Source organism: Streptomyces sp. Je 1-79 (genome assembly GCF_025195125.1).
GTDB lineage: Bacteria > Actinomycetota > Actinomycetes > Streptomycetales > Streptomycetaceae > Streptomyces.
In genome coordinates, this window is sequence record NZ_JAMGSL010000003.1 from 114,017 (window position 1) to 138,709 (window position 24,693).

At 70.2% G+C, this 24,693-nt stretch carries 22 protein-coding genes and 2 tRNA genes; 17 read left to right on the forward strand and 7 right to left on the reverse strand.

From position 1 onward, the window contains the following. Positions 1-106: 106 nt before the first annotated feature. Positions 107-1,510 carry an amino acid permease gene (locus tag M5362_RS05905; protein ID WP_260226264.1) on the reverse strand — a complete coding sequence of 468 codons (1,404 nt, stop codon included), beginning with the start codon at positions 1,508-1,510 and terminating at the stop codon, positions 107-109. Between the two features lie 255 nt (positions 1,511-1,765). On the opposite strand from M5362_RS05905, the gene M5362_RS05910 reads away from it, so the two are divergent. After that, a complete protein-coding gene (locus M5362_RS05910; protein WP_260226265.1) occupies positions 1,766-2,359 on the forward strand; it encodes a biotin transporter BioY in 594 nt (197 codons plus the stop codon). 20 nt (positions 2,360-2,379) lie between these two features. Here M5362_RS05910 and M5362_RS05915 read toward each other — a convergent pair whose 3' ends face one another. Continuing rightward, the gene (locus M5362_RS05915; protein WP_260226266.1) at positions 2,380-3,693 is read right to left on the reverse strand and encodes an FAD-binding oxidoreductase; all 1,314 of its coding nucleotides are present in this window, start codon (positions 3,691-3,693) and stop codon (positions 2,380-2,382) included. Between the two features lie 83 nt (positions 3,694-3,776). After that, positions 3,777-5,234 (reverse strand): amino acid permease, encoded by a 1,458-nt coding sequence (locus M5362_RS05920; RefSeq protein ID WP_260226267.1) that lies wholly within the window; start codon positions 5,232-5,234, stop codon positions 3,777-3,779. A gap of 184 nt (positions 5,235-5,418) precedes the next feature. Here M5362_RS05920 and M5362_RS05925 point away from each other — a divergent pair, with 184 nt between their 5' ends. Beyond that, positions 5,419-5,913 carry a ribose-5-phosphate isomerase gene (locus M5362_RS05925; RefSeq protein ID WP_260226268.1) on the forward strand — a complete coding sequence of 165 codons (495 nt, stop codon included), beginning with the start codon at positions 5,419-5,421 and terminating at the stop codon, positions 5,911-5,913. Continuing rightward, entirely contained in the window at positions 5,913-6,731 is an 819-nt protein-coding gene (locus M5362_RS05930; protein WP_260226269.1) for an Fpg/Nei family DNA glycosylase, read from the forward strand. Before M5362_RS05925 ends, M5362_RS05930 begins: the two co-directional genes overlap by 1 nt. A gap of 15 nt (positions 6,732-6,746) precedes the next feature. Here the strand turns inward: M5362_RS05930 and M5362_RS05935 are convergent, their stop codons facing one another. Beyond that, the gene (locus tag M5362_RS05935; RefSeq protein WP_260226270.1) at positions 6,747-7,976 is read right to left on the reverse strand and encodes a GNAT family N-acetyltransferase; all 1,230 of its coding nucleotides are present in this window, start codon (positions 7,974-7,976) and stop codon (positions 6,747-6,749) included. A gap of 107 nt (positions 7,977-8,083) precedes the next feature. Here M5362_RS05935 and M5362_RS05940 point away from each other — a divergent pair, with 107 nt between their 5' ends. The 3 genes from M5362_RS05940 (at position 8,084) to M5362_RS05950 (ending at position 10,089) form a co-directional block, all read left to right on the forward strand. After that, complete coding sequence (locus M5362_RS05940; RefSeq protein WP_260226271.1) at positions 8,084-9,229, forward strand: PP2C family protein-serine/threonine phosphatase; 1,146 nt, start codon at positions 8,084-8,086, stop codon at positions 9,227-9,229. 39 nt (positions 9,230-9,268) lie between these two features. Continuing rightward, entirely contained in the window at positions 9,269-9,718 is a 450-nt protein-coding gene (locus M5362_RS05945) for an HD domain-containing protein (protein WP_260226272.1), read from the forward strand. 176 nt (positions 9,719-9,894) lie between these two features. Beyond that, positions 9,895-10,089 carry a hypothetical protein gene (locus tag M5362_RS05950; protein WP_046905580.1) on the forward strand — a complete coding sequence of 65 codons (195 nt, stop codon included), beginning with the start codon at positions 9,895-9,897 and terminating at the stop codon, positions 10,087-10,089. Positions 10,090-10,138: 49 nt separating this feature from the next. On the opposite strand, the gene M5362_RS05955 is transcribed toward M5362_RS05950, so the two are convergent. After that, entirely contained in the window at positions 10,139-10,516 is a 378-nt protein-coding gene (locus M5362_RS05955) for an amphi-Trp domain-containing protein (protein ID WP_260226273.1), read from the reverse strand. A 137-nt stretch (positions 10,517-10,653) separates the two neighbouring features. Further along, positions 10,654-10,724: transfer RNA gene (locus M5362_RS05960), tRNA-Gly, on the reverse strand. Positions 10,725-10,855: 131 nt separating this feature from the next. Between M5362_RS05960 and M5362_RS05965 the strand changes: the two genes are divergently transcribed. The 5 genes from M5362_RS05965 to clpX all read left to right on the forward strand — a co-directional run bounded on the left by M5362_RS05965 (position 10,856) and on the right by clpX (position 15,509). Beyond that, a tRNA-Pro gene (locus M5362_RS05965) sits at positions 10,856-10,932 on the forward strand. Positions 10,933-11,093: 161 nt separating this feature from the next. Then, positions 11,094-12,482: a trigger factor gene (tig, locus tag M5362_RS05970; protein ID WP_260226274.1), complete on the forward strand. Its 1,389-nt coding sequence runs from the start codon at positions 11,094-11,096 to the stop codon at positions 12,480-12,482. A gap of 243 nt (positions 12,483-12,725) precedes the next feature. Then, the gene (locus M5362_RS05975) at positions 12,726-13,343 is read left to right on the forward strand and encodes an ATP-dependent Clp protease proteolytic subunit (RefSeq protein ID WP_260226275.1); all 618 of its coding nucleotides are present in this window, start codon (positions 12,726-12,728) and stop codon (positions 13,341-13,343) included. Positions 13,344-13,406: 63 nt separating this feature from the next. Then, entirely contained in the window at positions 13,407-14,069 is a 663-nt protein-coding gene (locus M5362_RS05980) for an ATP-dependent Clp protease proteolytic subunit (protein WP_137994695.1), read from the forward strand. Between the two features lie 156 nt (positions 14,070-14,225). Beyond that, positions 14,226-15,509, forward strand: coding sequence for an ATP-dependent Clp protease ATP-binding subunit ClpX (gene clpX, locus M5362_RS05985; RefSeq protein WP_260226276.1), 1,284 nt, complete (start codon positions 14,226-14,228; stop codon positions 15,507-15,509). Positions 15,510-15,581: 72 nt separating this feature from the next. On the opposite strand, the gene M5362_RS05990 is transcribed toward clpX, so the two are convergent. Then, complete coding sequence (locus tag M5362_RS05990; RefSeq protein ID WP_260226277.1) at positions 15,582-16,538, reverse strand: hypothetical protein; 957 nt, start codon at positions 16,536-16,538, stop codon at positions 15,582-15,584. A 138-nt stretch (positions 16,539-16,676) separates the two neighbouring features. Between M5362_RS05990 and M5362_RS05995 the strand changes: the two genes are divergently transcribed. From M5362_RS05995 to M5362_RS06020, 6 genes are all read left to right on the forward strand, one after another. Next, positions 16,677-19,298 (forward strand): valine--tRNA ligase, encoded by a 2,622-nt coding sequence (locus M5362_RS05995; protein ID WP_260226278.1) that lies wholly within the window; start codon positions 16,677-16,679, stop codon positions 19,296-19,298. 166 nt (positions 19,299-19,464) lie between these two features. After that, positions 19,465-20,607, forward strand: a complete 1,143-nt coding sequence (locus M5362_RS06000; protein ID WP_260226279.1) for a sensor histidine kinase — start codon at positions 19,465-19,467, stop codon at positions 20,605-20,607. A 125-nt stretch (positions 20,608-20,732) separates the two neighbouring features. Continuing rightward, on the forward strand, positions 20,733-22,241 hold the full coding sequence (locus M5362_RS06005) for a folylpolyglutamate synthase/dihydrofolate synthase family protein (RefSeq protein ID WP_260226280.1): 1,509 nt from the start codon (positions 20,733-20,735) through the stop codon (positions 22,239-22,241). 6 nt (positions 22,242-22,247) lie between these two features. Then, positions 22,248-22,607, forward strand: a complete 360-nt coding sequence (locus tag M5362_RS06010; protein ID WP_260226281.1) for a DUF4233 domain-containing protein — start codon at positions 22,248-22,250, stop codon at positions 22,605-22,607. A 220-nt stretch (positions 22,608-22,827) separates the two neighbouring features. Further along, positions 22,828-23,241 carry a nucleoside-diphosphate kinase gene (gene ndk / locus M5362_RS06015; protein ID WP_215065772.1) on the forward strand — a complete coding sequence of 138 codons (414 nt, stop codon included), beginning with the start codon at positions 22,828-22,830 and terminating at the stop codon, positions 23,239-23,241. Positions 23,242-23,544: 303 nt separating this feature from the next. After that, a complete protein-coding gene (locus tag M5362_RS06020) occupies positions 23,545-24,564 on the forward strand; it encodes a rod shape-determining protein (protein WP_260226282.1) in 1,020 nt (339 codons plus the stop codon). Positions 24,565-24,693: the final 129 nt, after the last annotated feature.

Below are 24,693 nucleotides of genomic sequence, written 5' to 3' on the forward strand. Positions count from 1 at the left end.
TGTTCATTGGCTGAGACGGGGGAACGGCCCACAGTCTGGGTGGGCGCACCGCTTACAGGGAACAGATGTCCGCTATACGGGCACCAGCTTCACACAAGGTGAAGATCTACCTCCGCTTCGTGCGCACTTCGCGCACCCACGCCACCAGGAGTACGGCCCCGGTCGCAGCGCCCGACCACAGCACCTGCGGCCGCGCCCCGTCGTCGGTCAGCATGAGCACCAGGACCGCCGCCATCGCGGCCAGCGCCGTCCAGGTCAGCCAGGGGAAGCCCCACATCCGCAGCGTCAGCGTCTCCGGCGCCTCGCGCTCGATCCGGCGGCGCAGCCGCAGCTGCGAGACCGCGATCAGACCCCAGACGAAGAGGAGCACCGCGCCGACCGCGTTGAGCATGTAGAGGAAGACGGAATCCGGCCACTTCAGATTGAGCAGGACGGAGACGAAGCCGAAGGCCACCGACGCCAGCACCGCCCGGCGCGGCACGCCTCCCGTCGAGACCCTCAGCAGCCCCTTCGGCGCCTCACCGCGCTCGGCGAGCGAGAAGACCATCCGCGAGGAGCCGTACAGGTTGGCGTTGAGCGCCGAGAGCAGCGCCACGAAGACCACGACGTTCATGATCTGACCGGCCGCCGGCACCCCGATCGAGTCCAGCACGGCGACGTACGGCGACCGGCCCGGCTCCATCGAGGTCCAGGGCAGCAGGGTCACGATGACCAGCATCGAACCGACGTAGAAGAGCAGGATCCGCCACACGGCGCTGCGCACCGCCCGCGCGACGTTGCGCGCCGGGTCGTCCGACTCGGCGGCGGCGATGGTGACGACCTCCAGGCCGCCGAAGGCGAAGACGACGGCGAGGACGCCGGAGACCACGCCCGCCCAGCCGTTCGGCAGGAAGCCGCCCTGGCCGGTCAGGTTCGCCATGCCCACCGGGTCGCTGTCGGGCAGCAGGCCGACGACCGCCAGCGTCCCCAGGACCAGGAAGAGCACGATCGCGCCGACCTTCAGCGCGGCGAACCAGAACTCGAACTCGCCGAAGTTCTTCACCGCCGCCAGGTTGGCCACGGTGAACACGATCATGAAGATCAGCACCCAGCCCCACTGCGGGACCCCCGGCATCCAGCCGTGCGCGATCTGCGCCGCGCCCGTCGCCTCCACCGCGAGGACGACGACCAGCAGGAACCAGTACAGCCAGCCCACCGAGAAGCCCGCCCAGCGGCCCAGCGCCCGTTCGGCGTGGACGGAGAAGGCGCCCGAGGCGGGCATCGCCGCCGCCATCTCGCCGAGCATCCGCATGACCAGCATCGCGAGCGTGCCCGCGATCAGATACGAGAGGACGATGCCCGGCCCCGCGACGGCGATGCCCGCCCCCGAGCCGACGAAGAGCCCGGCGCCGATCACGCCGCCGAGCCCGAGCATCGTCAGATGACGCTGCTTCAGTCCGTGGGAGAGCGGCTCCGGTTCGGAGGCCAAGGGGGCCGGGGGAGCCGGGGCGGCAGGCGGTGCGTCGTGCATGAGGGGGCTCGTGCCTTCGGGAGCGTTTATGGAGAACCCACAGTCTCCCCGCTGAGCGCCCTCTGGCGCAAAATGGCCCTCTTTCCAGCTCTCCGCCGTGACAAGCGTCACGTGGCGCGAGGCATGGATCCCGTTCTTTGTCCGATCCCCACGAAGTGCTCGACCTCGCCTTTGTGGGCGGCTGACGGTGATCGGGCGTTCACTCCTCGACTACGGTCGATCCGTCCTGTAGACCCTCACCCCCGCGGAGTACCGATGAGCACCGCCGTCGCCCCTGCCCGTTCCCTCCGCTCCGGGACGGTCCTCGCCGACCTGCTGCCGTCCAGTCGCGCCCGTGACATCGCGCTCGTCGTCGGCGGCGCCGCCCTCACCGGCATCGCCGCGCAGATCGCCGTCCCGGTCCCCGGCTCGCCCGTCCCGGTCTCCGGCCAGACCTTCGCGGCCCTCCTCGTCGGCACGGCGCTCGGCGCCCGCCGCGGCTTCCTCGCCCTGGCCCTGTACGCGGTCGCCGGCATGGCGGGCGTGCCGTGGTTCGCGCAGGCCGCCTCCGGGTACGGGATGCCCTCCTTCGGCTACATCCTCGGCATGCTGCTCGCCGCGACCGTCGTCGGCGCCCTCGCGCGCCGCGGCGCCGACCGCTCCGTGCTCCGCACCGCCGGCGCGATGGTGCTCGGCTCCGCCGTCATCTACGCGGTCGGCGTGCCCTACCTGGCCCTCGCCACCGGGATGACGTTCTCGCAGGCGGTCGCCGCCGGTCTGACCCCGTTCCTGATCGGTGACGCCCTCAAGGCCGCGCTCGCGATGGGCGTGCTGCCGGCCGCGTGGAAGGCCATCGGCCGCAAGGGCTGACGCCGCCGGGGCTGACGCGCTCAGTTCCGCCCGAAGAGGTTCGCCGGGTCGAGGTTCGACTTCAGCCGGGCGAGCCTCTTCCGCGTCTCCGGGTCGTACAGCCCTTCCGTACGCGCTCCGTCGCCGAAGACGAAGTTGACCGCCCGGCCGAGCGTCCGGGGCGCCAACGCCGCCTCCACGCGCGCGTGGAGGGCGCGCACCGGTCCCGTTCCCTCGGCGTCCAGCGGGTACAGCGCCCGCACCAGGAAGCCCGCCCCGCGGTACGGCACCGCGTTCGGCCGCTCCTTCGCGAGCGCGCCGCCCAGGTGGTTGATCTGCACGACCGCCGTCCGGCCCGCCTTCGGCCCGGTCAGTTCGAGCACCGAGGCGGCCGCCTCCTGGTCGAGCGCGCTCACCAGGATCCCGTCGCCCCAGTAGGCGTGCGGGAAGTCCGGGTCGCTGTGGATCGTGGGGCTCTCCGTGTACGGCATCTCCCGCAGCGAGTCCGAGAGCGCCGGGCCGATCGCGCGCAGCGGGGCCACGATCCGCTCGCCCGCGGCCGCGTCCCCGGTGAAGGCGACCCGTACCGACAGCACGTACCGGCCGCGCAGATGCGGCGGGAGCGCCGGCATGTCCGGGTAGACCAGGGCGGCCAGGGACGAGGTCACGGAGTCCGGCAGGGCCGCGGTCCACTCCGTGTAGGCCCGCAGGACCGCGGCCGGCTCGGTCTCGGCGCCGTCGAAGGCGATCGACCCGCCGTAGAGCCGGGCGACCGGGACCAGGCCGGCCTCCAGGGCCGTGACGACACCCAGGCCGTACCCGCCGCCGAGCAGCCCCCCGAACAGCTCCGGGTCGCTCGCGGCCGTCACGTGGCGCAGGGCGCCGTCGGCGGTGACCACGTCCAGCGAACGTACGTGGTCGGCGGCCCAGCCGAACTCCCGCGCGAGGATGCCCAGACCGCCGCCGAGCGTGTACGAGACCGCCCCGACGCTCGGCGCCGAGCCGTTCAGTGGGGCGAGGCCGTGCGGGGCGGCCGCCTCGACGACCTGCCCCCAGCGCACCCCGGCCGCCACCCGCGCGACGCGCGCCCCGGGGTCGATCCTGACCTCGTCCATCCGCCGGGTGGTGATCAGCAGGCCGCCTTCGGCCGCGCCCGGCAGCCCGTGCCCGGTGGCCTGGACGCCGACCGGCAGCCCGCGCCCGGCGGCGTACGCGACGGCCGCCCGGACCTCCTCGGCGCCGGTGGCGCCGACGACCAGCTCGGGCCGGAGGGCGAAGCCGGTCTGGAAGCCGGCGAGTTCCTCCTCGTATCCGGCGTCGCCGGGACGGAAGACGTACCGCGCGGAGATGGACATGAGAAAGCTCTCCGTTCCGTGGGGGTTTCCCTGGATACGGAGAGCTTCCCGGTCATACCTGACAGAACTCGTCAGGTATGGATTCAGTCCTTCGTGACGGGCTCCGCGGGCGCCACGGCCTTCGCTCCGAAGCGGTCGCGGACCACGGCGATGGCGACCACGAGGCCCGCCACCAGCAGCGAGAGCAGGACCTGCTCACGGGCCGAGCCGCCGTCGTAGAGCATGAAGCCGAGGACGAAGACGATCATCGCGATCGTCGCCCAGGTCAGGTACGGGAAGAGCCACATCTTCACGAGCAGCTTCTCCGGGGCCTCCCGCAGAATGATCTTGCGCATGCGCAGCTGCGAGAAGCAGATGACCAGCCAGACGAAGAGCGCGATCGCGCCGGACGCGTTCAGCAGGAAGGCGAAGACCGTGTCGGGCCACTTGTAGTTGAAGAAGACGGCCACGAAGCCGAAGATCACCGAACCGATGATGGCGACCTGCGGCACGCCCTTCGCGTTCGTCCTGGCGAAGGCCTTCGGGGCGTCACCGCGCCGGCCGAGGGAGTAGGCCATGCGGGAGGCGGTGTAGAGGCCCGAGTTCAGGCAGGACAGCACCGCGGTCAGGATGATGACGTTCATGATCTGGCCGGCGTGCGGGATGCCGATCGAGTTGAGCGCCGCGACGTACGAGCCGTCCTTCTGGAGCGACGGGTCGTTCCACGGCAGCAGCGAGACGACCACCAGGATCGAGCCGAGGTAGAAGATGCCGACCCGCCAGATGACGCTGTTGGTGGCCTTGGCGACCGCGCGGCGCGGGTCCGACGACTCGCCCGCGGCGAGGGTGACGATCTCGCTGCCCATGAAGGAGAAGACGACCATCAGGATGCCCGTGAGGATCGCGCCGTAGCCGTTGGGCAGGAAGCCGCCGTGCTCGGTGAGGTTGCTCAGTCCGGCGGCCGAGGTGTCCGCACCCGGCAGGACGCCGAAGACCGCGAGCCCGCCGACCACGATGAAGGCGGCGATGGCGACGACCTTGATGCCGGCGAACCAGAACTCGAACTCACCGTAGGAGGCGACCGAGCCGAGGTTGGTGACGGTCAGGACGACCATCACGATCAGCGCCCAGGCCCACTGCGGAACGGCCGGGATCCAGCCGTTCAGGATGTCCGCGCCCATGGTCGCCTCGACGGCGAGCACGACGACCCAGAAGAACCAGTACAGCCAGCCGATGGAGAAGCCCGCCCAGCGTCCGAGCGCCCGGTCGGCGTGGGCCGAGAAGGAGCCGGAGGTCGGGTTGGCCACGGACATCTCGCCGAGCATCCGCATGACGAAGACGACCATCGTGCCCACGAGAGCGTAGGACAGCAGGATTCCGGGGCCCGCGGCCTTGATGCCGGCCGCGGAGCCGCCGAAGAGGCCGGCGCCGATGACGCCGCCGATGGCGATCATCGAGAGGTGGCGGTTCTTGAGACCGGCCTTGAGCCCGTCGGACTGCTGCGAATCACCGGTGTTTCCGGTGGTCCCGCCTTCCTTCGTGAGGGTCGGCTGCGTGTTCATGAACGCTTTCCTTCGTGAGGGGGTCGCTCGGGTCGCGAGCCCGAGCATTGAACACCGGGGGGTGGGGTGATCGGAAGAGGCGATTCCGATTCGTTGTGTAAGGGCCGAAGGTCCACACCAACGCGGACGAAGGCCCCGACCCCGCTGACCGCTACCCAGGGCCCGCCGTGCCACACTCGGTCCCATGCGCGTGTACCTCGGCTCCGACCATGCCGGCTTCGAACTCAAGAACCACCTCGTCGAGTGGCTGAAGGCCCATGGCCACGAGCCCGTCGACTGCGGTCCTCACATCTACGACGCCCTGGACGACTACCCGCCGTTCTGCCTCCGTGCCGCCGAGAAGACGGCCGCGGACCCGGACAGCCTGGGCATCGTCATCGGCGGCTCCGGCAACGGCGAGCAGATCGCCGCGAACAAGGTGAAGGGGGTCCGCGCCGCCCTCGCCTGGAGCGAGCAGACCGCCGCCCTCGGCCGCGAGCACAACAACGCCAACGTCGTCTCCATCGGCGGCCGGATGCACACCCAGGAAGAGGCGACCAAGTTCGTCGAGATCTTCCTCTCCACCCCGTACTCCGGTGACGAGCGTCACACCCGCCGGATCGACATGCTCTCCGCGTACGAGACCACCGGCGAGCTCCCCCCGGTCCCGGCCCACCACCCGCAGGAGCCCACGGCCTGATGCCCGAGGGGCACACCATCCACCGACTGGCCGCCGACCACCGGGAACGGTTCGGCGGCCGGTCCGTGCGGGTGACCAGCCCGCAGGGCAAGTTCGCCGACTCCGCCGCCCTGCTCGACGGCGCGGTCCTCGAATCCACCGAGGCCCACGGCAAACACCTCTTCCTCGGCTTCCCGGGGGAGGAGTGGATCCACATCCACCTGGGCCTCTTCGGCAAGGTGAACTTCGGCGACACCCCGGCGCCCCCGCCCACGGACACCGTGCGGCTGCGCCTCGCGAACACCGAGTCGTACGTCGACCTGCGCGGCCCCACCACGTGCGCGCTGATCACGGACGCCGAGAAGCGCGCGATACACGACCGCCTGGGCCCGGACCCGCTCCGCCGGGACGAGGACGCCGACGGAGCCGACAAGGCCTGGCGCCGGATCTCGAAGTCCCGCACCACGATCGCGGCCCTGCTCATGGACCAGAAGGTCATCGCGGGCGTCGGGAACGTGTACCGCGCGGAGGTGCTCTTCCGCCACGGCATCGACCCGTACCGCGCCGGCAAGGACCTGACGCGCCGCGAATGGGACGCGATCTGGGCCGACCTGCGGGACCTCATGCGCGAGGGCGTCCGCCTGAACCGCATCGACACGGTCCGCCCCGAGCACACCCCGGAGGCGATGGGCCGCCCGCCGCGCGTCGACGACCACGGCGGCGAGGTATACGTCTACCGCCGGGCGCTCATGCCCTGCCACATCTGCGCCACGGAGATCCGCTCGGCAGACCTCTCGGCCCGCAACCTCTTCTGGTGCCCTGGCTGCCAGAACCGCTGACAGCCCGGGCACCAGCTAGAACCCGTGCGGCAACCACGGGGCCACGGGCGACCCGAAGGCCACCGACGCCTGAACGAGGGTCCCGTCGCGAAGCTCCCGCACGCGGCCCGCGGCGGCCAGGGACATCAGGCTCACGCCCCCCAGGTACGCCGCCCCCAACTCCCGTACGGACAAGGCCACGTCGGCCGGGTCCTCCGTACGCGTACAGCGCGCCCCCGTGGCGTCCCCCGTGACCCGCCACCGTCCCTCGTTCCACGGGCAGAACGCGTCCGACACCTCGAACACCACATCCACCGGCGCCTGATACGTCCGCGCCTCCAGCGCCGCCCCCACGTCCACCAGCCGCAGATGCAGCGCGTCCCGCTGCGTCGGCGAGCACCGCCGCAGATCCGACACCAGGTGCTGCCAGCCGTCGTCCACCGGCCGGCTGTGGATCCGGACCGACGACGTCAGGTCGATCGAGCAGAGGAAGCGCCACAGCGCCGCCTCCGCCGCCGGATCCAGCGCCTCCAGGTCCTTCACCAGCACGACGCCCTCCGCCCCGGCGTGCGACCACTCCGACTTGATCGCGTACAGCGCGTACCCGACGGTCTCCCCGTCCCGCTCCGCCAGCACGCACAGCCGCGGCGAGGCGCCACCCCGCTCGCCCTCCGGGTCGAGCAGCGGCAGCTGCTCCCACTTGGGCTGCCGGGCCAGCATCCCGGGCCGGGCCGTGACCCGGCGCGCGTACACCGCCTCGCACGCCCCCGCCGCCTTCGCCGGGTCGGCCTGGCGCAGCACCACGTCGTCCGTGCCCTCGGGCACGGCGAGCCGCACCCGGTTCGTGTCGATCGTCGCCCGCGTCGCGTAGGCCGCGATGCCGTAGCCGAACCGGCCGTAGATCTCCGGCTCCGAGGCCGTCAACACGGCCAGCGGTTCACCCCAGCCCCGTACGTCGTCGAGCTGGCGCCGCATCATCGAGGTGAGGATCCCGCGCCGCCGGTCCGTCGCCGCCACCCCCACCATCGTGACGCCCGCCGCCGGCACGACCGCCCCGCCCGGAACGGACAGCCGGAACGAGAACGCCCCCGCCGCCCCCACGCAGCGCTCGCCGTCCCAGACACCGATCGACCGGTCGTACTCGGTCAGCTCCTGCCAGAGCCCGCGCTCCTCCGGCGACTCCGGCACGCCACCGAACGCGAGCTCCAGCATCCCGTACCACTCGTCCCACTCGGCCGGCCTGAGTACGCGCAGTTCAGTCGTCATATGCCATCGATACCAGCGCCCACCCGCCCGGGGCGACCCGTTTTCACGCGCAATGTCTGAGGGGTCCCCCTGCGCGAGGTCCGACGGGGTGGATAGGGTCCAGGCCAATGGGAAGCCGCGTGGGTGTCGCCTCGTACTCGGCCCGGATGCGCAGGAGCGCACACCGGGTCCGCATCTCGCTGCGCAGATCCGGCGTCGACTACTTCCGCGGCGAGGGCTCCGACTGGGTCGCCTTCGCCGGACTGCTCCTGACCATCCCCGCCATCACCGTCGGCACCCTCGCCAATCCGGTCTGGTGCGCGCCCGCCGCGCTCGTCCTGCCGATCGTCGCCGGGGGACTGCTGCTGCGTCCCGCGAGCCTGCTGGGGCTGTACGCGGCGGCCGCCGGCGCCCTGATCGTCGAGTCCGTCGTGCTCGGCCCGTACACCCAGGGCCCCGCCCGGGTCACCCCCGGAACGGTCCTGGTCGTCGCGGCCTGCGGCCTCTTCGGACTGCTCATCGCCCAGTTCAGGGCGCGCGTCGGCGTGCCCTGGCGGCGCGGCGGCACCATGCTCTTCGACCTGCGCGAACGGATCCGGGCCCAGAGCGCCCTGCCCCGGCTCCCCAAGGGCTGGCACCGTGAGATGGCGCTCCGCCCGGCCGGCGGCCAGTCCTTCTCCGGCGACTTCGTCGTCGCGGCCCGCACCCACGGCGGCCGGACCCTGGAGGTCCTGCTGACGGACGTCTCCGGCAAGGGCATGGACGCCGGATCGCGCGCCCTGCTGCTCTCCGGGGCCTTCGGCGGCCTCCTCGGCTCCCTGCCGCCGCACGGCTTCCTGCCGGCGGCCAACGGCTACCTGCTGCGCCAGGACTGGGACGAGGGCTTCGCCACCTCCATCCACCTGGTCCTCGACCTGGAGTCGGGGGACTACGAACTCCTCTCCGCCGGACACCTGCCCGCGCTCCAGCTCCACGCCGGCACCGGACGCTGGGAGGAGAAGTCCGGCGACGGCCCGCTCCTCGGCGTCTACGACGGCGCCGAGTTCCATCCCGTCAAGGGCTCGCTGCGGCCCGGCGACGTCCTGATGCTCTTCACCGACGGACTCGTCGAGGCCGCCGACCGGGACATCGCCGAAGGTATCGACCGGCTCACCGGCGAGGCCGACCGCTACGTCGCCTCGGGCTTCGAGGGCGCGGCCTGGCACCTCATCGAGGCCTGCGCGAAGGACGTCAACGACGACCGCGCCCTGCTGCTCATCAGCCGCCGGACCTGAGGCCTCCGGGAACGGGGCCGGGGGCCGTAGAGTCGGCGCATGCCGCACCTCACCCTCGCCCAGGTCGAAGCCCTCGCCGTCGAGGCCCATGAGAGCCAGACCGACAAGGCGGGCCGCCCGTACGCCGAGCATCTGCGGGCGGTGGCCGAGGGGGTACGGGCGCGGGGCGGGAGCGAGGAGCAGATCGCGGCGGCCTGGCTGCACGACTCCGTCGAGGACGACGCGCTCACCGCCGAGTGGCTGGAATCGACCGAACTCCCGCGCGCCGTCAAGGACATGGTCCTCGCCCTCACCAAGCGTCCGGGCGAGGAGCTGGAGTCGTACACCCGCCGGATCCTCGCGGTCCCGGGCGCCCTGCTCGTCAAGGAGTCCGACCTCGCGCACAACGCCGACCCGGCCCGCCTCGCCGTGCTCGACGAGCCGACCCGGACCCGGCTGACCGCGAAGTACGCCACCGTGCGCGGGCTGCTCGGGCTCTCCGCCGGCTGACGTCCGCCCCGGGACAATCGGGACGAAATCGCGCGTGTTGGCTCGATTCCTACGCCGACGATTCGTCACCCCGCGTCGCTGGGCAAGAAGTTGGTGGCACGATGGATGCAGCGGGGGTGTTCTGTGACGTGCGCTCCCGGGCGGCAAGGCGGGACCGACCGAGGGTGTGATCAGTTGTGGCCATTTCGCTATCCGTGGTGCTGCTGTTGGCGATCATCCTGGTGGTGCTGATCCGCGGCGGGAACCTGAAGGCCGGACCGGCCGTCGTCGCGGTGCTCTTCGGCTTCTTCCTTGCCTCCACGGGCATGGCCGACGACATCCAGCGCTTCCTCGACTCGATAACGCAGACCGTGGGCTCCATCAAGTTCTGAACCGGCGCCCGCCGCCCCGGGCGGCCGGCGGCATGCGGACCCGGCGAGGTCAGGCCTTCTTCGCCGCGGTCCGCTTCGTCTGCGTGCCTCCGGCCGCGCCGCTCCGCGAGCGCTTGGCGGGCACGGCCTTCCGGCTCCGCGCCGGCTTCTCGGCGTCCGCGGCCGCAGGTGCCGACACCGACGCCGACGCCTTCCGCAGCCTCCTCGTCGGCCAGGTGAACTCGATCTCCAGCTCGATCTCCCCGTCGCTGACCTCGAACTCCACCTCACTGCGGACGTCGTCCGGGATCCGCAGGCTCAGCGTCCCGGAGCCGAACTGCAGCTCCGCCTCGCCGCCCTTCCTCAGCGCCTCGGCGAGCGCCGTCAGCTGATCGGCCGCCTCGATCCGTGACAGCGAGCGCTTCTGCTCGAACTTGAGATCCTTCACGGCTGCCTCCGATGCGGCAGAAACAGGGGACAAACAGGGGCATTGCCCATTCTGCGTCCGCATGCCGTCTCCGGCATCGGGAAACGCGTCAGGGCCAGGCCTGAGGGTGAACCTCCGACCTGGCCCTGAGCCAGAAGAGCGGGCGACGGGAATCGAACCCGCGTAGCTAGTTTGGAAGACTAGGGCTCTACCATTGAGCTACGCCCGCACAAACCGCGCCGCAGGTCACGAGGGCCGCGGCACGGACAGCATCGTAGCGGGTTCCGGGCGGTCCCCGCACACCCCTGAAACAGGGGGCGTCGCACTGTCTCCGTGCATGTACCCTACGTGTCGCACCGACGGGGTGTGGCGCAGCTTGGTAGCGCGTCCGCTTTGGGAGCGGAAGGCCGTGGGTTCAAATCCCGCCACCCCGACCACCAAGATCACGGAACACAAGATCGCGTTGTGGGCCTCATCCCGCTTGCGGTTACTATGCAAGCTGCGTGCCCGTGTGTCTCTCTGACCGGGCCGATCGGCCGGAACCGCCACCAAGCGGCACCGGCAGAATCCAAGAATCAGCCACCAAGGAGACCGAACCGTGAAGAGCGCCGTGGAGACCCTGAACCCGACCCGGGTTCGGCTCACTGTCGAGGTGCCCTTCGAGGAGCTCAAGGACAGCCTCGACGCGGCGTACAAGAAGATCAACCAGCAGGTCACGGTCAAGGGCTTCCGCAAGGGCAAGATCCCGGCTCGTGTGATCGACCAGCGGTTCGGTCGTGGTGCGGTGCTGGAAGAGGCCGTCAACGACGCGCTCCCGAAGTTCTACACCGAGGCCGTCAACGAGGCCGAGGTCAACCCGCTGGGTCAGCCCGAGGTCGACATCACCGAGCTGAAGGACGGCGAGCTGCTGGCCTTCACCGCCGAGGTCGACATCCGCCCGACGATCGAGATCCCGGACTACTCCGGCATCGAGGTCACCGTCGACGCGGTCGAGGTCACCGACGAGGACGTCGAGAAGTCCGTGCAGCAGCTGCGCGAGCGCTTCGCCTCCACCAACCCGGTCGAGCGCGCCGCGGCCGACGGTGACGTCGTCACCATCGACCTCGAGGCCAAGGTCGACGGCGAGGTCCTGCCCGACGGTGTCGCCCAGGGCGTCTCGTACACCATCGGTTCCGGCGAGCTCCTCGACGGCATCGACGAGGCCGTCACCGGCCTCGAGGCCGGTGGCGAGGCCACCTTCACCTCGCAGCTGAAGGGCGGCTCCGCCGAGGGCAAGGACGCCGAGGTCACCGTCAAGGTCACCGCCGTCGCCGCCCGTGAGCTCCCCGAGCTCGACGACGACTTCGCGCAGCTCGCGTCGGAGTTCGACACCCTCGACGAGCTCAAGGCCGACAGCCGCAAGCGCCTCGAGAACATGAAGCAGTTCGACCAGGCCACCCAGGCCCAGGAGCGCGTCCTCGACGAGCTGCTGAAGCTGGCGGACGTCCCGATGCCCGAGAAGCTGCTCGAGGACGAGATCAACACCCGCAAGCACAACCTGGAGCACCACCAGCTCGGCCAGATGGGCCTCGACCTCGCGAAGTACCTGGAGATCCAGGGCAAGACCGAGGAAGAGTTCCTGGCGGAGACCAAGGAGCAGGCCGAGAAGGGCATCAAGACGCAGTTCATCCTCGATGAGCTCGTCAACAAGGAGAAGCTGAACGTCAGCCAGGAGGAGCTCACCGAGCACCTCATGCGCCGCGCCGCCTCCTCCGGCATGTCCCCCGACCAGTTCGCCCAGGCCGTCGTCGAGGGCGGCCAGGTGCCGATGCTCGTCGGCGAGGTCGCCCGCGGCAAGGCCCTCGCGGTCGTCGTCGAGGCCGCCAAGGTCGTCGACACCAACGGTGAGGTCGTGGACCTCGAGGACGACGAGGACGAGACCGCCACCGAGACGGTCGACGCCGTCACCGGCGAGACCGAGGTCGCCGAGGAGAAGAACGAGGCCTGAGCCTCGCGCTGAACCGCAGGTACACGGGCCCGGACGCACAGCTGTGCGCCGGGCCCGTGCCCGTGTTCGGGGCCGTGTCCGAGGCCTCCTGGGAGGGTCCGTAACCTTGCGCTCCCAGCGAACAGTTCGGGAACCGGGATGGCGTTGTCCTACCTGCGCGTTAGGGTCCATGAATACGAGGGCAATGCCCTCCGAACGAGACGCTGAGACGGCCGGAGCCGTCGGAGACGAGCAGGTGGATACGTGACGAATCTGAAGCCTTACGCCGCGGGTGAGCCGTCCATCGGTGGTGGCCTCGGCGACCATGTCTACAACCGGCTGCTCGGCGAGCGCATCATCTTCCTCGGCCAGCAGGTCGACGACGAGATCGCCAACAAGATCACCGCGCAGATGCTTCTCCTGGCCGCAGACCCGGAGAAGGACATCTTCCTGTACATCAACAGCCCCGGTGGCTCGGTGACGGCCGGCATGGCCATCTACGACACCATGCAGTACATCCCGAACGACGTCGTCACCATCGGTATGGGCATGGCGGCCTCCATGGGCCAGTTCCTGCTCACCGGCGGCAGCACCGGCAAGCGCTTCGCGCTGCCGAACACCGACGTCCTGATGCACCAGGGTTCCGCCGGCATCGGCGGCACGGCCTCGGACATCAAGATCCAGGCCGAGTACCTTCTCCGCACGAAGAAGCGCATGGCCGAGATCACCGCGCACCACTCCGGCCAGACCGTCGAGACGATCATCCGCGACGGCGACCGCGACCGCTGGTTCACCGCGGAGGAGGCCAAGAACTACGGCCTCATCGACGACATCATCACCCACGCCGCGGGCGTTCCCGGCGGCGGCGGCACGGGCGCCTGAGCCCGGCAGACCGCTGAAGAGCCCCAGCCCCCGCCGAACGCCACCAGGACGGTGAACATCCAGATGCAGAACAACCTCTCCCCGAGCGGCCTCTACACCGGCGCGCCGATGGACAACCGGTACGTGGTCCCGCGCTTCGTCGAGCGCACCTCGCAGGGCATCCGCGAGTACGACCCGTACGCCAAGCTCTTCGAGGAGCGCGTGATCTTCCTCGGCGTGCAGATCGACGACGCCTCCGCCAACGACGTCATGGCGCAGCTGCTGTGCCTGGAGTCGATGGACCCGGACCGCGACATCTCGATCTACATCAACAGCCCCGGTGGCTCCTTCACCGCGCTGACCGCCATCTACGACACGATGCAGTTCGTGAAGCCGGACATCCAGACGGTCTGCATGGGCCAGGCGGCCTCCGCCGCGGCCGTGCTGCTCGCCGCCGGTACGCCCGGCAAGCGGATGGCCCTGCCGAACGCCCGTGTGCTGATCCACCAGCCCTCGGGCGGCACCGGCCGTGAGCAGCTCTCCGACCTGGAGATCGCGGCCAACGAGATCCTGCGCATGCGCACGCAGCTGGAGGAGATGCTGGCCAAGCACTCCTCCACGCCGATCGAGAAGATCCGCGACGACATCGAGCGCGACAAGATCCTCACGGCCGAGGACGCCCTGGCGTACGGCCTGGTCGACCAGATCGTCTCGACCCGCAAGAGCACGGCCGCCGCGGCAGCCTGACGCTCGACCTTCCCCTGGCACGGTCCGCATGGCCGAATCACGACCATGCGAACCGTGCCAAGGGGGGCCCGAACGGGGGGCCCGGCAAGGTACCGTCGAATATGAGGCACCAGGAGTCGCTGAACCAAGCACTCCCAGGCGAAGGGGAAGCACCTCGTGGCACGCATCGGTGATGGCGGCGACCTGCTCAAGTGCTCGTTCTGCGGAAAGAGCCAGAAGCAGGTGAAGAAGCTCATCGCGGGACCCGGTGTGTACATCTGCGATGAGTGCATCGACCTCTGCAACGAGATCATCGAGGAAGAACTCGCCGAGACGAGCGAGGTGCGGTGGGAGGAGCTCCCCAAGCCGCGCGAGATCTACGAGTTCCTCGAGGGGTACGTCGTCGGGCAGGAGCCCGCGAAGAAGGCCCTCTCGGTCGCGGTGTACAACCACTACAAGCGCGTCCAGGCCGGCGAGAACGGCGGCGGGGCGGGCCGTGACGACGCCATCGAGCTGGCGAAGTCCAACATCCTGCTGCTGGGCCCCACGGGGTCCGGCAAGACGCTGCTCGCGCAGACCCTGGCCCGGATGCTCAACGTCCCGTTCGCCATCGCCGACGCGACGGCGCTGACGGAGGCCGGCTATGTCGGCGAGGACGTCGAGAACATCCTGCTCAAGCTGATCCAGGCGGCGGACTACGACGTCAAGAAGGCCGAGACCGGGATCATCTACATCGACGAGATCGACAAGGTCGCCCGCAAGAGCGAAAACCCGTCGATCACGCGCGACGTCTCGGGCGAGGGCGTGCAGCAGGCGCTCCTCAAGATCCTGGAGGGCACGACCGCCTCCGTGCCGCCGCAGGGCGGGCGGAAGCACCCGCACCAGGAGTTCATCCAGATCGACACGACGAACGTGCTCTTCATCGTGGGCGGAGCCTTCTCCGGCCTGGAGAAGATCATCGAGTCGCGTGCGGGCGCCAAGGGCATCGGCTTCGGGGCGACGATCCGCTCCAAGCGCGAGATCGAGGCGAGCGACCAGTTCCAGGAGGTCATGCCGGAGGACCTGGTGAAGTTCGGGATGATCCCGGAGTTCATCGGCCGTCTCCCGGTCATCACCTCGGTCCACAACCTCGACCGCGAGGCCCTGCTCAAGATCCTCGTCGAGCCGCGCAACGCGCTGGTGAAGCAGTACCAGCGCCTCTTCGAACTCGACGGCGTGGAGCTGGACTTCGACCGCCCGGCCCTGGAGGCCATCGCCGACCAGGCGATCCTGCGCGGCACGGGCGCGCGTGGCCTGCGGGCCATCATGGAAGAGGTCCTGATGTCGGTGATGTACGAGGTCCCGTCCCGCAAGGACGTGGCCCGCGTGGTCATCACGGCGGACGTCGTCCACAACAACGTGAACCCGACGCTGGTGCCGCGGATCGTGAAGAACGACGGCCGGCACGAGAAGAGCGCGTAGCCGCCGCGGAGTTGAACGAGAAAGGGGCGCCTCCCGACCGGGAGGCGCCCCTTCGCTCTCCGCCGCCAGGCATCACGCCTTGACGCGGACCTCCTTGCGGAGCTTGGCGGTGATGCTTGCCGCGTCCTCGGCGGAGCCCGCCTTGCCGGTCATCATCGAGCCCATGTCCATCGGAACCACGAAGCCCGCCGTGCTGTGGTCGGCCCACACGCAGATCGTCATGGTGAACGCCGGCGTGGACTCGGCCGCGTTGGCCTCGGTCTTGGCCTGCTGGCACTTGAGGACCGCTCCGTCGAGCTCCGCGGGCTCGTAGCTCTGGGGGCTGCCGACCAGCTGCGGCTCGTCCGCCTTGGCCTTGTCCTTCTCGGCCTCCTGCTTGATGCTGGCGAAGACGGTGTCGACCACCTGCTCGGGGTCGTCGATCTCGCCGTAGAGACCGCTGAACGAGATCATCTTCGTGCCGAGCGGGTTGTTCGGGTCCTTCACCTGGTACGCGGCGCTGACGTCCTTGGCGTTCTTCACGCCGTTCTGCTGGGCCTCCTTGAGCGAGTCCTTGTCGCTCCCGCCGCTGCTGTCCGGCGTCTTCTTGTACTCCGTGAGGACCGTCTCCGGCGTGATCAGCTTGTGCGGGCCGTCGTTCGCGACCGAGGAACCGCCGCCGCCCGCCGTGAAGTACCACGCCCCGCCCGCGACCAGCGCGAGGGCCAGGACCGAGGCGCCCACGATCAGGCCCGTCTTCTTCTTCGGGGCCGGCGGCGGGGGCGGCATGTAGCCGCCGGGGCCCTGCGGGGCGCCGTACGGCGGCTGCTGGGGCGGCTGGCCGTAAGGTCCCGGCTGCTGCTGCGGGTACCCGTACGGCTGCTGCGGCGGCACACCCTGGGGCGCCTGCTGCGGGTAGCCGTAGCCGGGCTGCGGGGCCTGCGGCTGCTGGCCGTACGGGCCCGGCTGCTGGCCGTACGGTCCGGGCTGGCCGTACGGTCCGGGCTGCTGAGGCTGACCGCCGTACGGACCCGGCTGGTTGTGGCTCATGGACAGGTTCCCCTCACAGGATGTTTATGCGTGGCCAACATCCTCTCGGAAGCCATGCCCCGCAGGGGCGGCGGGGGGCACACCGTTACGGAACAAACGAGTTTCAGGACAACCCCGCGGCACCCCTAAACTGACCCCGTGACCGAGAACACTCAGCAGCAGCCAGCAGCCAACCCCGAACTGCCGACCCAGTACGCGCCGGCCGAAGTAGAGGGGAAGCTGTACGAGCGCTGGGTAGAGCGCGGTTACTTCGAGGCCGACGCGAACAGCGACAAGCCGCCGTACACCATCGTCATCCCGCCGCCGAACGTCACCGGTTCGCTCCACCTGGGCCACGCCTTCGAGCACACGCTGATCGACGCCCTCACCCGCCGCAAGCGGATGCAGGGGTACGAGACGCTGTGGCAGCCGGGCATGGACCACGCCGGCATCGCCACCCAGAACGTCGTCGAGCGCGAGCTCGCCAAGGAGGGCAAGTCCCGCCACGACCTGGGCCGCGAGGCGTTCGTCGAGCGCGTCTGGCAGTGGAAGGCCGAGTCCGGCGGTCAGATCTCGGGCCAGATGAAGCGCCTGGGCGACGGCGTCGCATGGTCCCGCGAGCGGTTCACCATGGACGAGGGCCTCTCCCAGTCCGTCCAGACCATCTTCAAGAAGCTCTACGACGACGAGCTGATCTACCGCGCCGAGCGCATCATCAACTGGTGCCCCCGCTGTCTGACGGCCATCTCGGACATCGAGGTCGAGTACCAGGACGACGACGGCGAGCTCGTCTCCATCCGTTACGGCGAGGGTGACGCGTCCATCGTCGTCGCCACCACCCGCGCCGAGACGATGCTCGGTGACACGGCCGTCGCCGTCCACCCGGACGACGAGCGGTACAGGCACCTGGTCGGCACCGAGATCGAGCTGCCGCTGACCGGCCGCCGGATCCCGGTCGTCGCCGACGAGCACGTCGACCCCGAGTTCGGCACCGGCGCCGTCAAGGTGACCCCCGCGCACGACCCGAACGACTTCGAGATCGGCCAGCGCCACGGCCTGCCGAACCTCGCCGTCATGGACGAGCGCGCGGTCATCACCGCCCACGGCCCCTTCCAGGGCCTGGACCGGCTGGAGGCCCGCTCCGCCATCGTCGCCGCGCTGCGCGCCGAGGGCCGGATCGTCGCCGAGAAGCGTCCGTACGTCCACTCCGTCGGCCACTGCTCGCGCTGCAAGACCACCATCGAGCCGCGCCTCTCGATGCAGTGGTGGGTCAAGGTCGGCCCGCTCGCCAAGGCCGCCGGTGACGCGGTCCGCGACGGCAAGGTCAAGATCCACCCGCAGGAGATGGAGAAGCGGTACTTCGACTGGGTCGACAACCTGCACGACTGGTGCATCTCGCGCCAGCTGTGGTGGGGTCACCGCATCCCGGTCTGGTACGGCCCGAACGGCGAGATCGTCTGCGTCGGACCGGACGAGCAGCCGCCGACGGGCGAGGGCTGGCACCAGGACACGGACGTCCTGGACACCTGGTTCTCCTCCGGCCTGTGGCCGTTCTCCACGCTCGGCTGGCCGGAGCGGACCGACGACCTCGCGAAGTTCTACCCGAACTCCGTCCTGGTCACCGGCTACGACATCCTCTTCTTCTGGGTCGCCCGGATGATGATGTTCGGCCTGTACGCGATGGACGGCACCCCGCCGTTCCACACCATCGCCCTGCACGGCATGGTCCGCGACCAGTTCGGCAAGAAGATGTCGAAGTCCTTCGGCAACGCGGTCAACCCGCTGGACTGGATGGACGAGTACGGCTCCGACGCCGTCCGCTTCACCCTGGCCAACGGCGCCAACCCGGGCGTCGACGTCCCGATCGGCGAGGACTGGGTCAAGGCCTCCCGGAACTTCGCCAACAAGATCTGGAACGCCACCCGCTTCGCCCTGATGAACGGCGCGACGGTCGAGGGCCCGCTGCCGGACCCGTCCGCGATGTCCGCGACGGACCGCTGGATCCTCTCGCGGCTCAACAAGACGGTCGCCGAGGTCGACGCGTTCTACGACGACTACCAGTTCGCGAAGCTCGCCGACGCGCTCTACCACTTCGCGTGGGACGAGGTCTTCGACTGGTACGTCGAGCTGTCGAAGACCACGTTCTTCGCGGGCGGCGAGGGCGCCAAGGTCTCCGGCCGGGTCCTCGGCGAGGTCCTGGACGTGATGCTGCGGCTGCTCCACCCGATCGTCCCGTTCGTCACCGAGACGCTCTGGACCACGCTCACCGGCAAGGAGTCGGTCGTCATCGCCGACTGGCCGGAGGACTCCGGCTTCCGCGACGACGCCGCCGAGAAGGAGATCGAGCTGGTCCAGCGGGTCGTCACCGAGGTCCGCCGGTTCCGCTCGGACCAGGGTCTGCAGCCCGGCCAGAAGGTCCCGGCCCGTTTGGAGATGGCCGGCACCGCTCTCGCCCCGCACGAGGCGGCCATCCGTCAGCTGCTGCGCCTCCAGCCGGAGGGCGAGGGCTTCTCCGCCACCGCCTCCCTGCCGGTCGTCGGCGCCACGGTGGCGCTCGACCTGTCCGGCACCATCGACGTCGCGGCGGAGCGCAAGCGCCTCGCCAAGGACCTCGCGGCGGCCGAGAAGGAGAAGGCGCAGGCCAACGGCAAGCTCGGCAACGAGGCGTTCCTCGCGAAGGCCCCGGACAACGTGGTCGAGAAGATCCGTACGCGGCTCGCCAAGGCCGACGAGGACATCGCCCGCATCCAGGCCCAGCTGGACCGCCTGCCGCAGGCGTAACCGCACGCGCGGAGCTCGGGGGAGGGGCCCGGAACCGGTACACGGTTCCGGGCCCCTCCGCTGTCCGGGTGGCATGGGCATCCCATTTGTCCGAGGTGGGTGACCTCACACCCTTCATGACCGAAGTCAGTCCGCCCGGGTCCGAAGACCTTGGATGATGGAGGGCATGTCCCGCCTTCCCGCCTTCCCCGCGCTGCGCCGCCGCGTGGACCGGTGGGCGGGATCGCCGCGCGCCCTCGACGTCGTCACCGCGCTGAGCGCCTTCGCGCTGATGTCCCTCGACGTGCCGGGCCTCGCGCGCGCGGACAACTCGCTGACGGGCATCACCGCGTCCCTGGTCCTCGCCGCCGGCGCCTCGACCCTCGCCGTCCGGCGCCGGCTGCCCTGGGTGCCGTACCTCGTCGCGCTCGCCCTGATGGGGTGGCTGCACGAGCTGACGATGATCCAGTTCGCCCTCTACTCGCTGGGCCGCTTCCGGGGCCGCAGGGTCGCCGTGGTCGCCACGGTGCTCTACGTGACCGTGGCGTACGCGCTCTTCCAGACACCCGGCTGGCCCGCCCGGCACGGCGAGACGCTCAGCGACTTCCTCAGCCTCGTCGTCCCGATCGGGGTGCTCGCGGCCGGTGTCGGCATCGCCGCGTACCGGCAGGACCTGGTGCGCGCCCTGGAGTCCCAGCGCGCCGAGTCCGCGGCCCGGCAGGCGGTGCAGGAGGAGCGGATCTCGGTCGGCCGGGACGTCCACGACCTGGTGGGCCGCGAGCTGACCGTGCTCGCCGTGCGGGCCGAGGTGCTCGCCGTACGGGCCCGGGGCGAGGCGTACGTGCGGGACTTCGAGGAACTCGCGGACACCGCGCGGCGGGCCCACCACATGCTGAACGAGACGATCGTGCGGCGGGCGGACCACGACGCGGCGACGCCGGGGCTCGAAGGGCTCGCCGAGCTCGCGGAGGAGAGCGAGCGGATGGGCAATCCGGTCGAGCTGACGGTCGCGGAGGAGGCCAAGGCGCTCTCCCCGCTGCGGCAGGCGGCCGTCCACCGGGTGGTCCGGGAATGCCTCACCAACGCGGCCAAGCACGCGCCGGGCCTGCCGGTGACGGTGGCGATCGCCGTGGCGGGCCGCGACCTGCGCATCGACGTCCGCAATCCGCTCCCCGAGACCCCGCCCGACCGCGCGCCCGTCTCCGCCGGCACGGGCCTGTTCTCCATGGAGGAGCGCGTCACGAGCATGGGCGGCACGCTCACCGCGGGCGCCCACGGCACCACCTACGCCGTGACGGCCCTGCTCCCGACGGGCTTCCCCCCGGCCTAAGCCCTCCGCCGGACACCCTCCCGCCCCCCGTCGCCCCACGCGCGCGCCGGACGGCGGCGGTGGGGCGAAAGTCCCGAAAGGGGTGGGTCCACGTTCCTGTCGGTACCCCTCCGTAGACTGGGTCCGTGAGTGAGCCCAGCGACCAGTTCGACGAGTCCGACCAGTTCGACGACATCGTCGCCGCCGAGACCGACAGAGACCCCGACCTGGCGGTGATCGAGGCCGGCAGCCGCACCCTGCGCGCGCAGGCCGGTCCGCCCGAGGGCGACCCCGTGCCCGCCCGGCCGGCCGACCCGGAGGTGGACAAGGCGCTGCGCGACGTCGAGACCGAGCTGTCGTCCCGCTGGGGCGAGACCAAGCTGGAGCCCTCGGTGACGCGCATCGCGGCGCTGATGGACGTCCTCGGCGAACCCCAGCGCGCGTACCCCTCCATCCACATCACCGGCACGAACGGCAAGACGTCGACGGCGCGGATGATCGAGGCGCTCCTCGCCGCCTTCGAGCTCCGCACCGGCCGGTACACCTCGCCGCACGTGCAGACGATCACCGAGCGGATCAGCCTGGACGGCGCCCCGATCTCCGCCGAGCGGTTCATCGAGACGTACGAGGACATCAAGCCGTACGTCGAGCTGGTCGACGCCCGCGAGGAGTACCGGCTCTCCTTCTTCGAGGTCGTCACCGGTATGGCGTACGCGGCCTTCGCCGACGCCCCGGTGGACGTGGCGGTCGTCGAGGTCGGCATGGGCGGCACCTGGGACGCCACGAACGTGATCGACGCCCAGGTCGCCGTCGTCACCCCGATCGACCTGGACCACACCGACCGACTCGGCGACACGCCCGGTGCGATCGCGGTCGAGAAGTCCGGGATCGTCAAGCAGGGCGCGACGGTCATCCTGGCCCAGCAGCCGGTGGACGCGGCCCAGGTGATGCTGAAGAAGGCCGTCGAGGTCGACGCCACGGTGGCCCGCGAGGGCATGGAGTTCGGCGTCGTCTCCCGGGAGGTCGCGGTCGGCGGGCAGCTGCTCACCCTGCGCGGACTCGGCGGCGAGTACGAAGAGGTCTTCCTGCCGGTGCACGGCGCGCACCAGGCGCACAACGCGGCGGTCGCCCTCGCGGCAGTCGAGGCGTTCTTCGGGATCGGCGCGGAGCACGCCCGCACGCTGGACATCGACACCATCCGGCGCGCCTTCGCCTCCGTCTCCACCCCGGGCCGCCTCGAGGTCGTCCGCAAGTCGCCGACGGTCGTCCTGGACGCGGCGCACAACCCGCACGGCGCGCGGGCCTCGGCCGAGGGCATCAGCGAGTCGTTCGGCTTCTCCCGGCTCATCGGCGTGGTCTCCACCAGCTCCGACAAGGACGCCAAGGGGCTGCTCGAAGCCTTCGAGCCGATCTTCGCCGAGGTCGTGGTCACGGCGAACTCCAGCCCCCGCGCCACGGACGTGGACGCGCTCGCGGCGATCGCCGTGGAGGTCTTCGGCGAGGACCGGGTGGTCGTCGAGCCGCGCCTGGACGACGCCATCGAGACCGCCATCACCCTCGCGGAGGAAGAGGGCGAGTACGCGGGCGCGGGTGTCCTCGTGACCGGTTCGATCTTCACGGTCGGCGACGCCCGGCTGCTGCTGGGAAGGCGCTGAATTCCGATGCGTACGCTCTGTGCCTCGACGCTGATCGGCGAGTTCTTCGTGATCGGCTTCGCCGGGCTCGTCGCCATGAAGGACGACAGCCTGTCGACGTCCACGGTCTGGTGGGTCTGCGGCGCCGCCATGCTGCTGTCGGTCCTGCTGTGCGGGATGATCACCCGCCCCGGGGGTGTCCAGCTCGGCTGGGCGCTGCAGGTCGCCCTGATCGCGAGCGGCTTCGTCGTGCCGGTGATGTTCTTCCTGGGGGCGACCTTCGCCGCCCTGTGGTGGGCGTCCTGCCACTACGGCGCCAAGATCGACGCGGTGAAGGCGCGCTGGGCCGCCCAGGCCGAGGCACAGCCGGAACCGGAAGCGAGCTAGGGTCTGCCCGAGCCCGGTGCCGGGCAGCCCGATCCGGAAGCGAGCCAGCCGAGCCCCAGCCCGGTGCCGGCCGCCCGAAACGGGGCGAGCCGGCCCGAACCGGAGGCCGGTCGGCCTGATCCGGAGGCCAGTTGGGGAGGGCTTGACGCTGCGTAATCGACGGCGGTCCCGGCCCTGTAGCCTCTGAGTCCCGCACACCGCATTCGAAGGAGTCTCCACCGTGAGCCAGCGCACGCTCGTCCTGCTCAAGCCCGACGCCGTCCGCCGTGGCCTGATCGGCGAGATCATCGGTCGTATCGAGCGGAAGGCCGGCTGGACCATCTCCGCGCTCGAACTGCGCGAGCTGAGCCAGGAGACGCTGGAGCAGCACTACGGCGAGCACAAGGGCAAGCCCTTCTACGAGCCGCTGATGGGCTTCATGCAGTCCGGCCCCGTCGTCGCCCTGGTCGTCGAGGGCGAGCGCGTCATCGAGGGTCTGCGGACCCTGGCCGGCCCGACCGACCCGATCGCCGCCGCCCCCGGCTCCATCCGTGGAGACTTCGGCACCATCGTCCGCGAGAACCTGATCCACGCCTCGGACTCCGAGGAGTCCGCCATTCGGGAACTGAAGATTTTCTTCCCCGGCCTGGCGTGATCCGGGGCTGACCGGTCCGTCCCGTTCTGACCCGGTGTCAGCCATCCACCGCAACGACCTGGGGCGACCGAAGGAATTTCGGTCGCCCCCGGGCATATGAACGAAGCAATCGGGAACGCATCGCAGCGTCCTGTCGTCACCTGTACAGAGGTGGATCCACCGCGCGGTATCCGCGTGGGCGGCACTACGATGGAAAACTCCACGCCGCAGCACTGGAACACCACCACCTCGCCTGCCTGAGAAGCCGTCAACGCTCCGATTGGGAAGGCCCGACGCATCCTCATGGGAAACAAGGGGAACTCAATGTCGTTCATCGGCCGTGACATGGCTGTCGACCTCGGGACCGCCAACACGCTGGTGTACGTCAGGGGTCGCGGCATCGTTCTGAACGAGCCGTCCGTCGTCGCGATCAACACCAACACCGGCGGAATCCTGGCGGTCGGCGCCGAGGCGAAGAAGATGATCGGCCGGACGCCCGGCAACATCGTCGCCGTCCGGCCCCTGAAGGACGGCGTGATCGCCGACTTCGAGATCACCGAGCGGATGCTCCGCTACTTCATCCTCAAGATCCACAAGCGCCGCTACCTGGCCCGCCCCCGGGTCGTCGTCTGCGTGCCCTCCGGCATCACCGGAGTCGAGCGCCGTGCCGTCATCGAGGCCTCGACCCAGGCCGGCGCCCGCCAGGTGCACATCATCGAGGAGCCCATGGCCGCGGCCATCGGCTCGGGCCTGCCGGTGCACGAGGCCACCGGCAACATGGTCGTCGACATCGGCGGCGGCACCACCGAGGTCGCCGTGATCTCGCTCGGAGGAATCGTCACAGCACAGTCGATCCGGGTGGCCGGCGACGAGCTCGACAACGCGATCATCCAGCACATCAAGAAGGAGTACTCGCTCCTCCTCGGTGAGCGCACCGCCGAACAGATCAAGATCACCATCGGCTCGGCCTACGACCTCGACAAGGACGAGCACACCGAGATCCGCGGCCGCGACCTCGTCTCCGGTCTGCCCAAGACCGTGGTCATCTCGGCCGCCGAGGTCCGCAAGGCCATCGAGGAGCCGGTCAACGCGATCGTCGACGCCGTGAAGACGACGCTCGACAAGTGCCCGCCCGAGCTCTCCGGTGACGTGATGGACCGCGGCATCGTTCTCACGGGTGGCGGCGCCCTCCTGCGCGGCCTGGACGAGCGGCTGCGCCGCGAGACCGGGATGCCGATCCACATCGCCGAGGACCCGCTGGACTCGGTGGCGCTGGGATCGGGCAAGTGCGTGGAGGAGTTCGAGGCCCTCCAGCAGGTCCTGGACTCCCAGCCCCGCCGATGACGACCGACGGTCCGCCGGCCGGGTGACACGGTCCCCCGTACCGGGCACACCCCCAGGCCCCGGGGCCTGGGGGAGGACCGTCGGCACCACGGCACCCGCACGGAACAACCGCACGGAACAACCGAACCA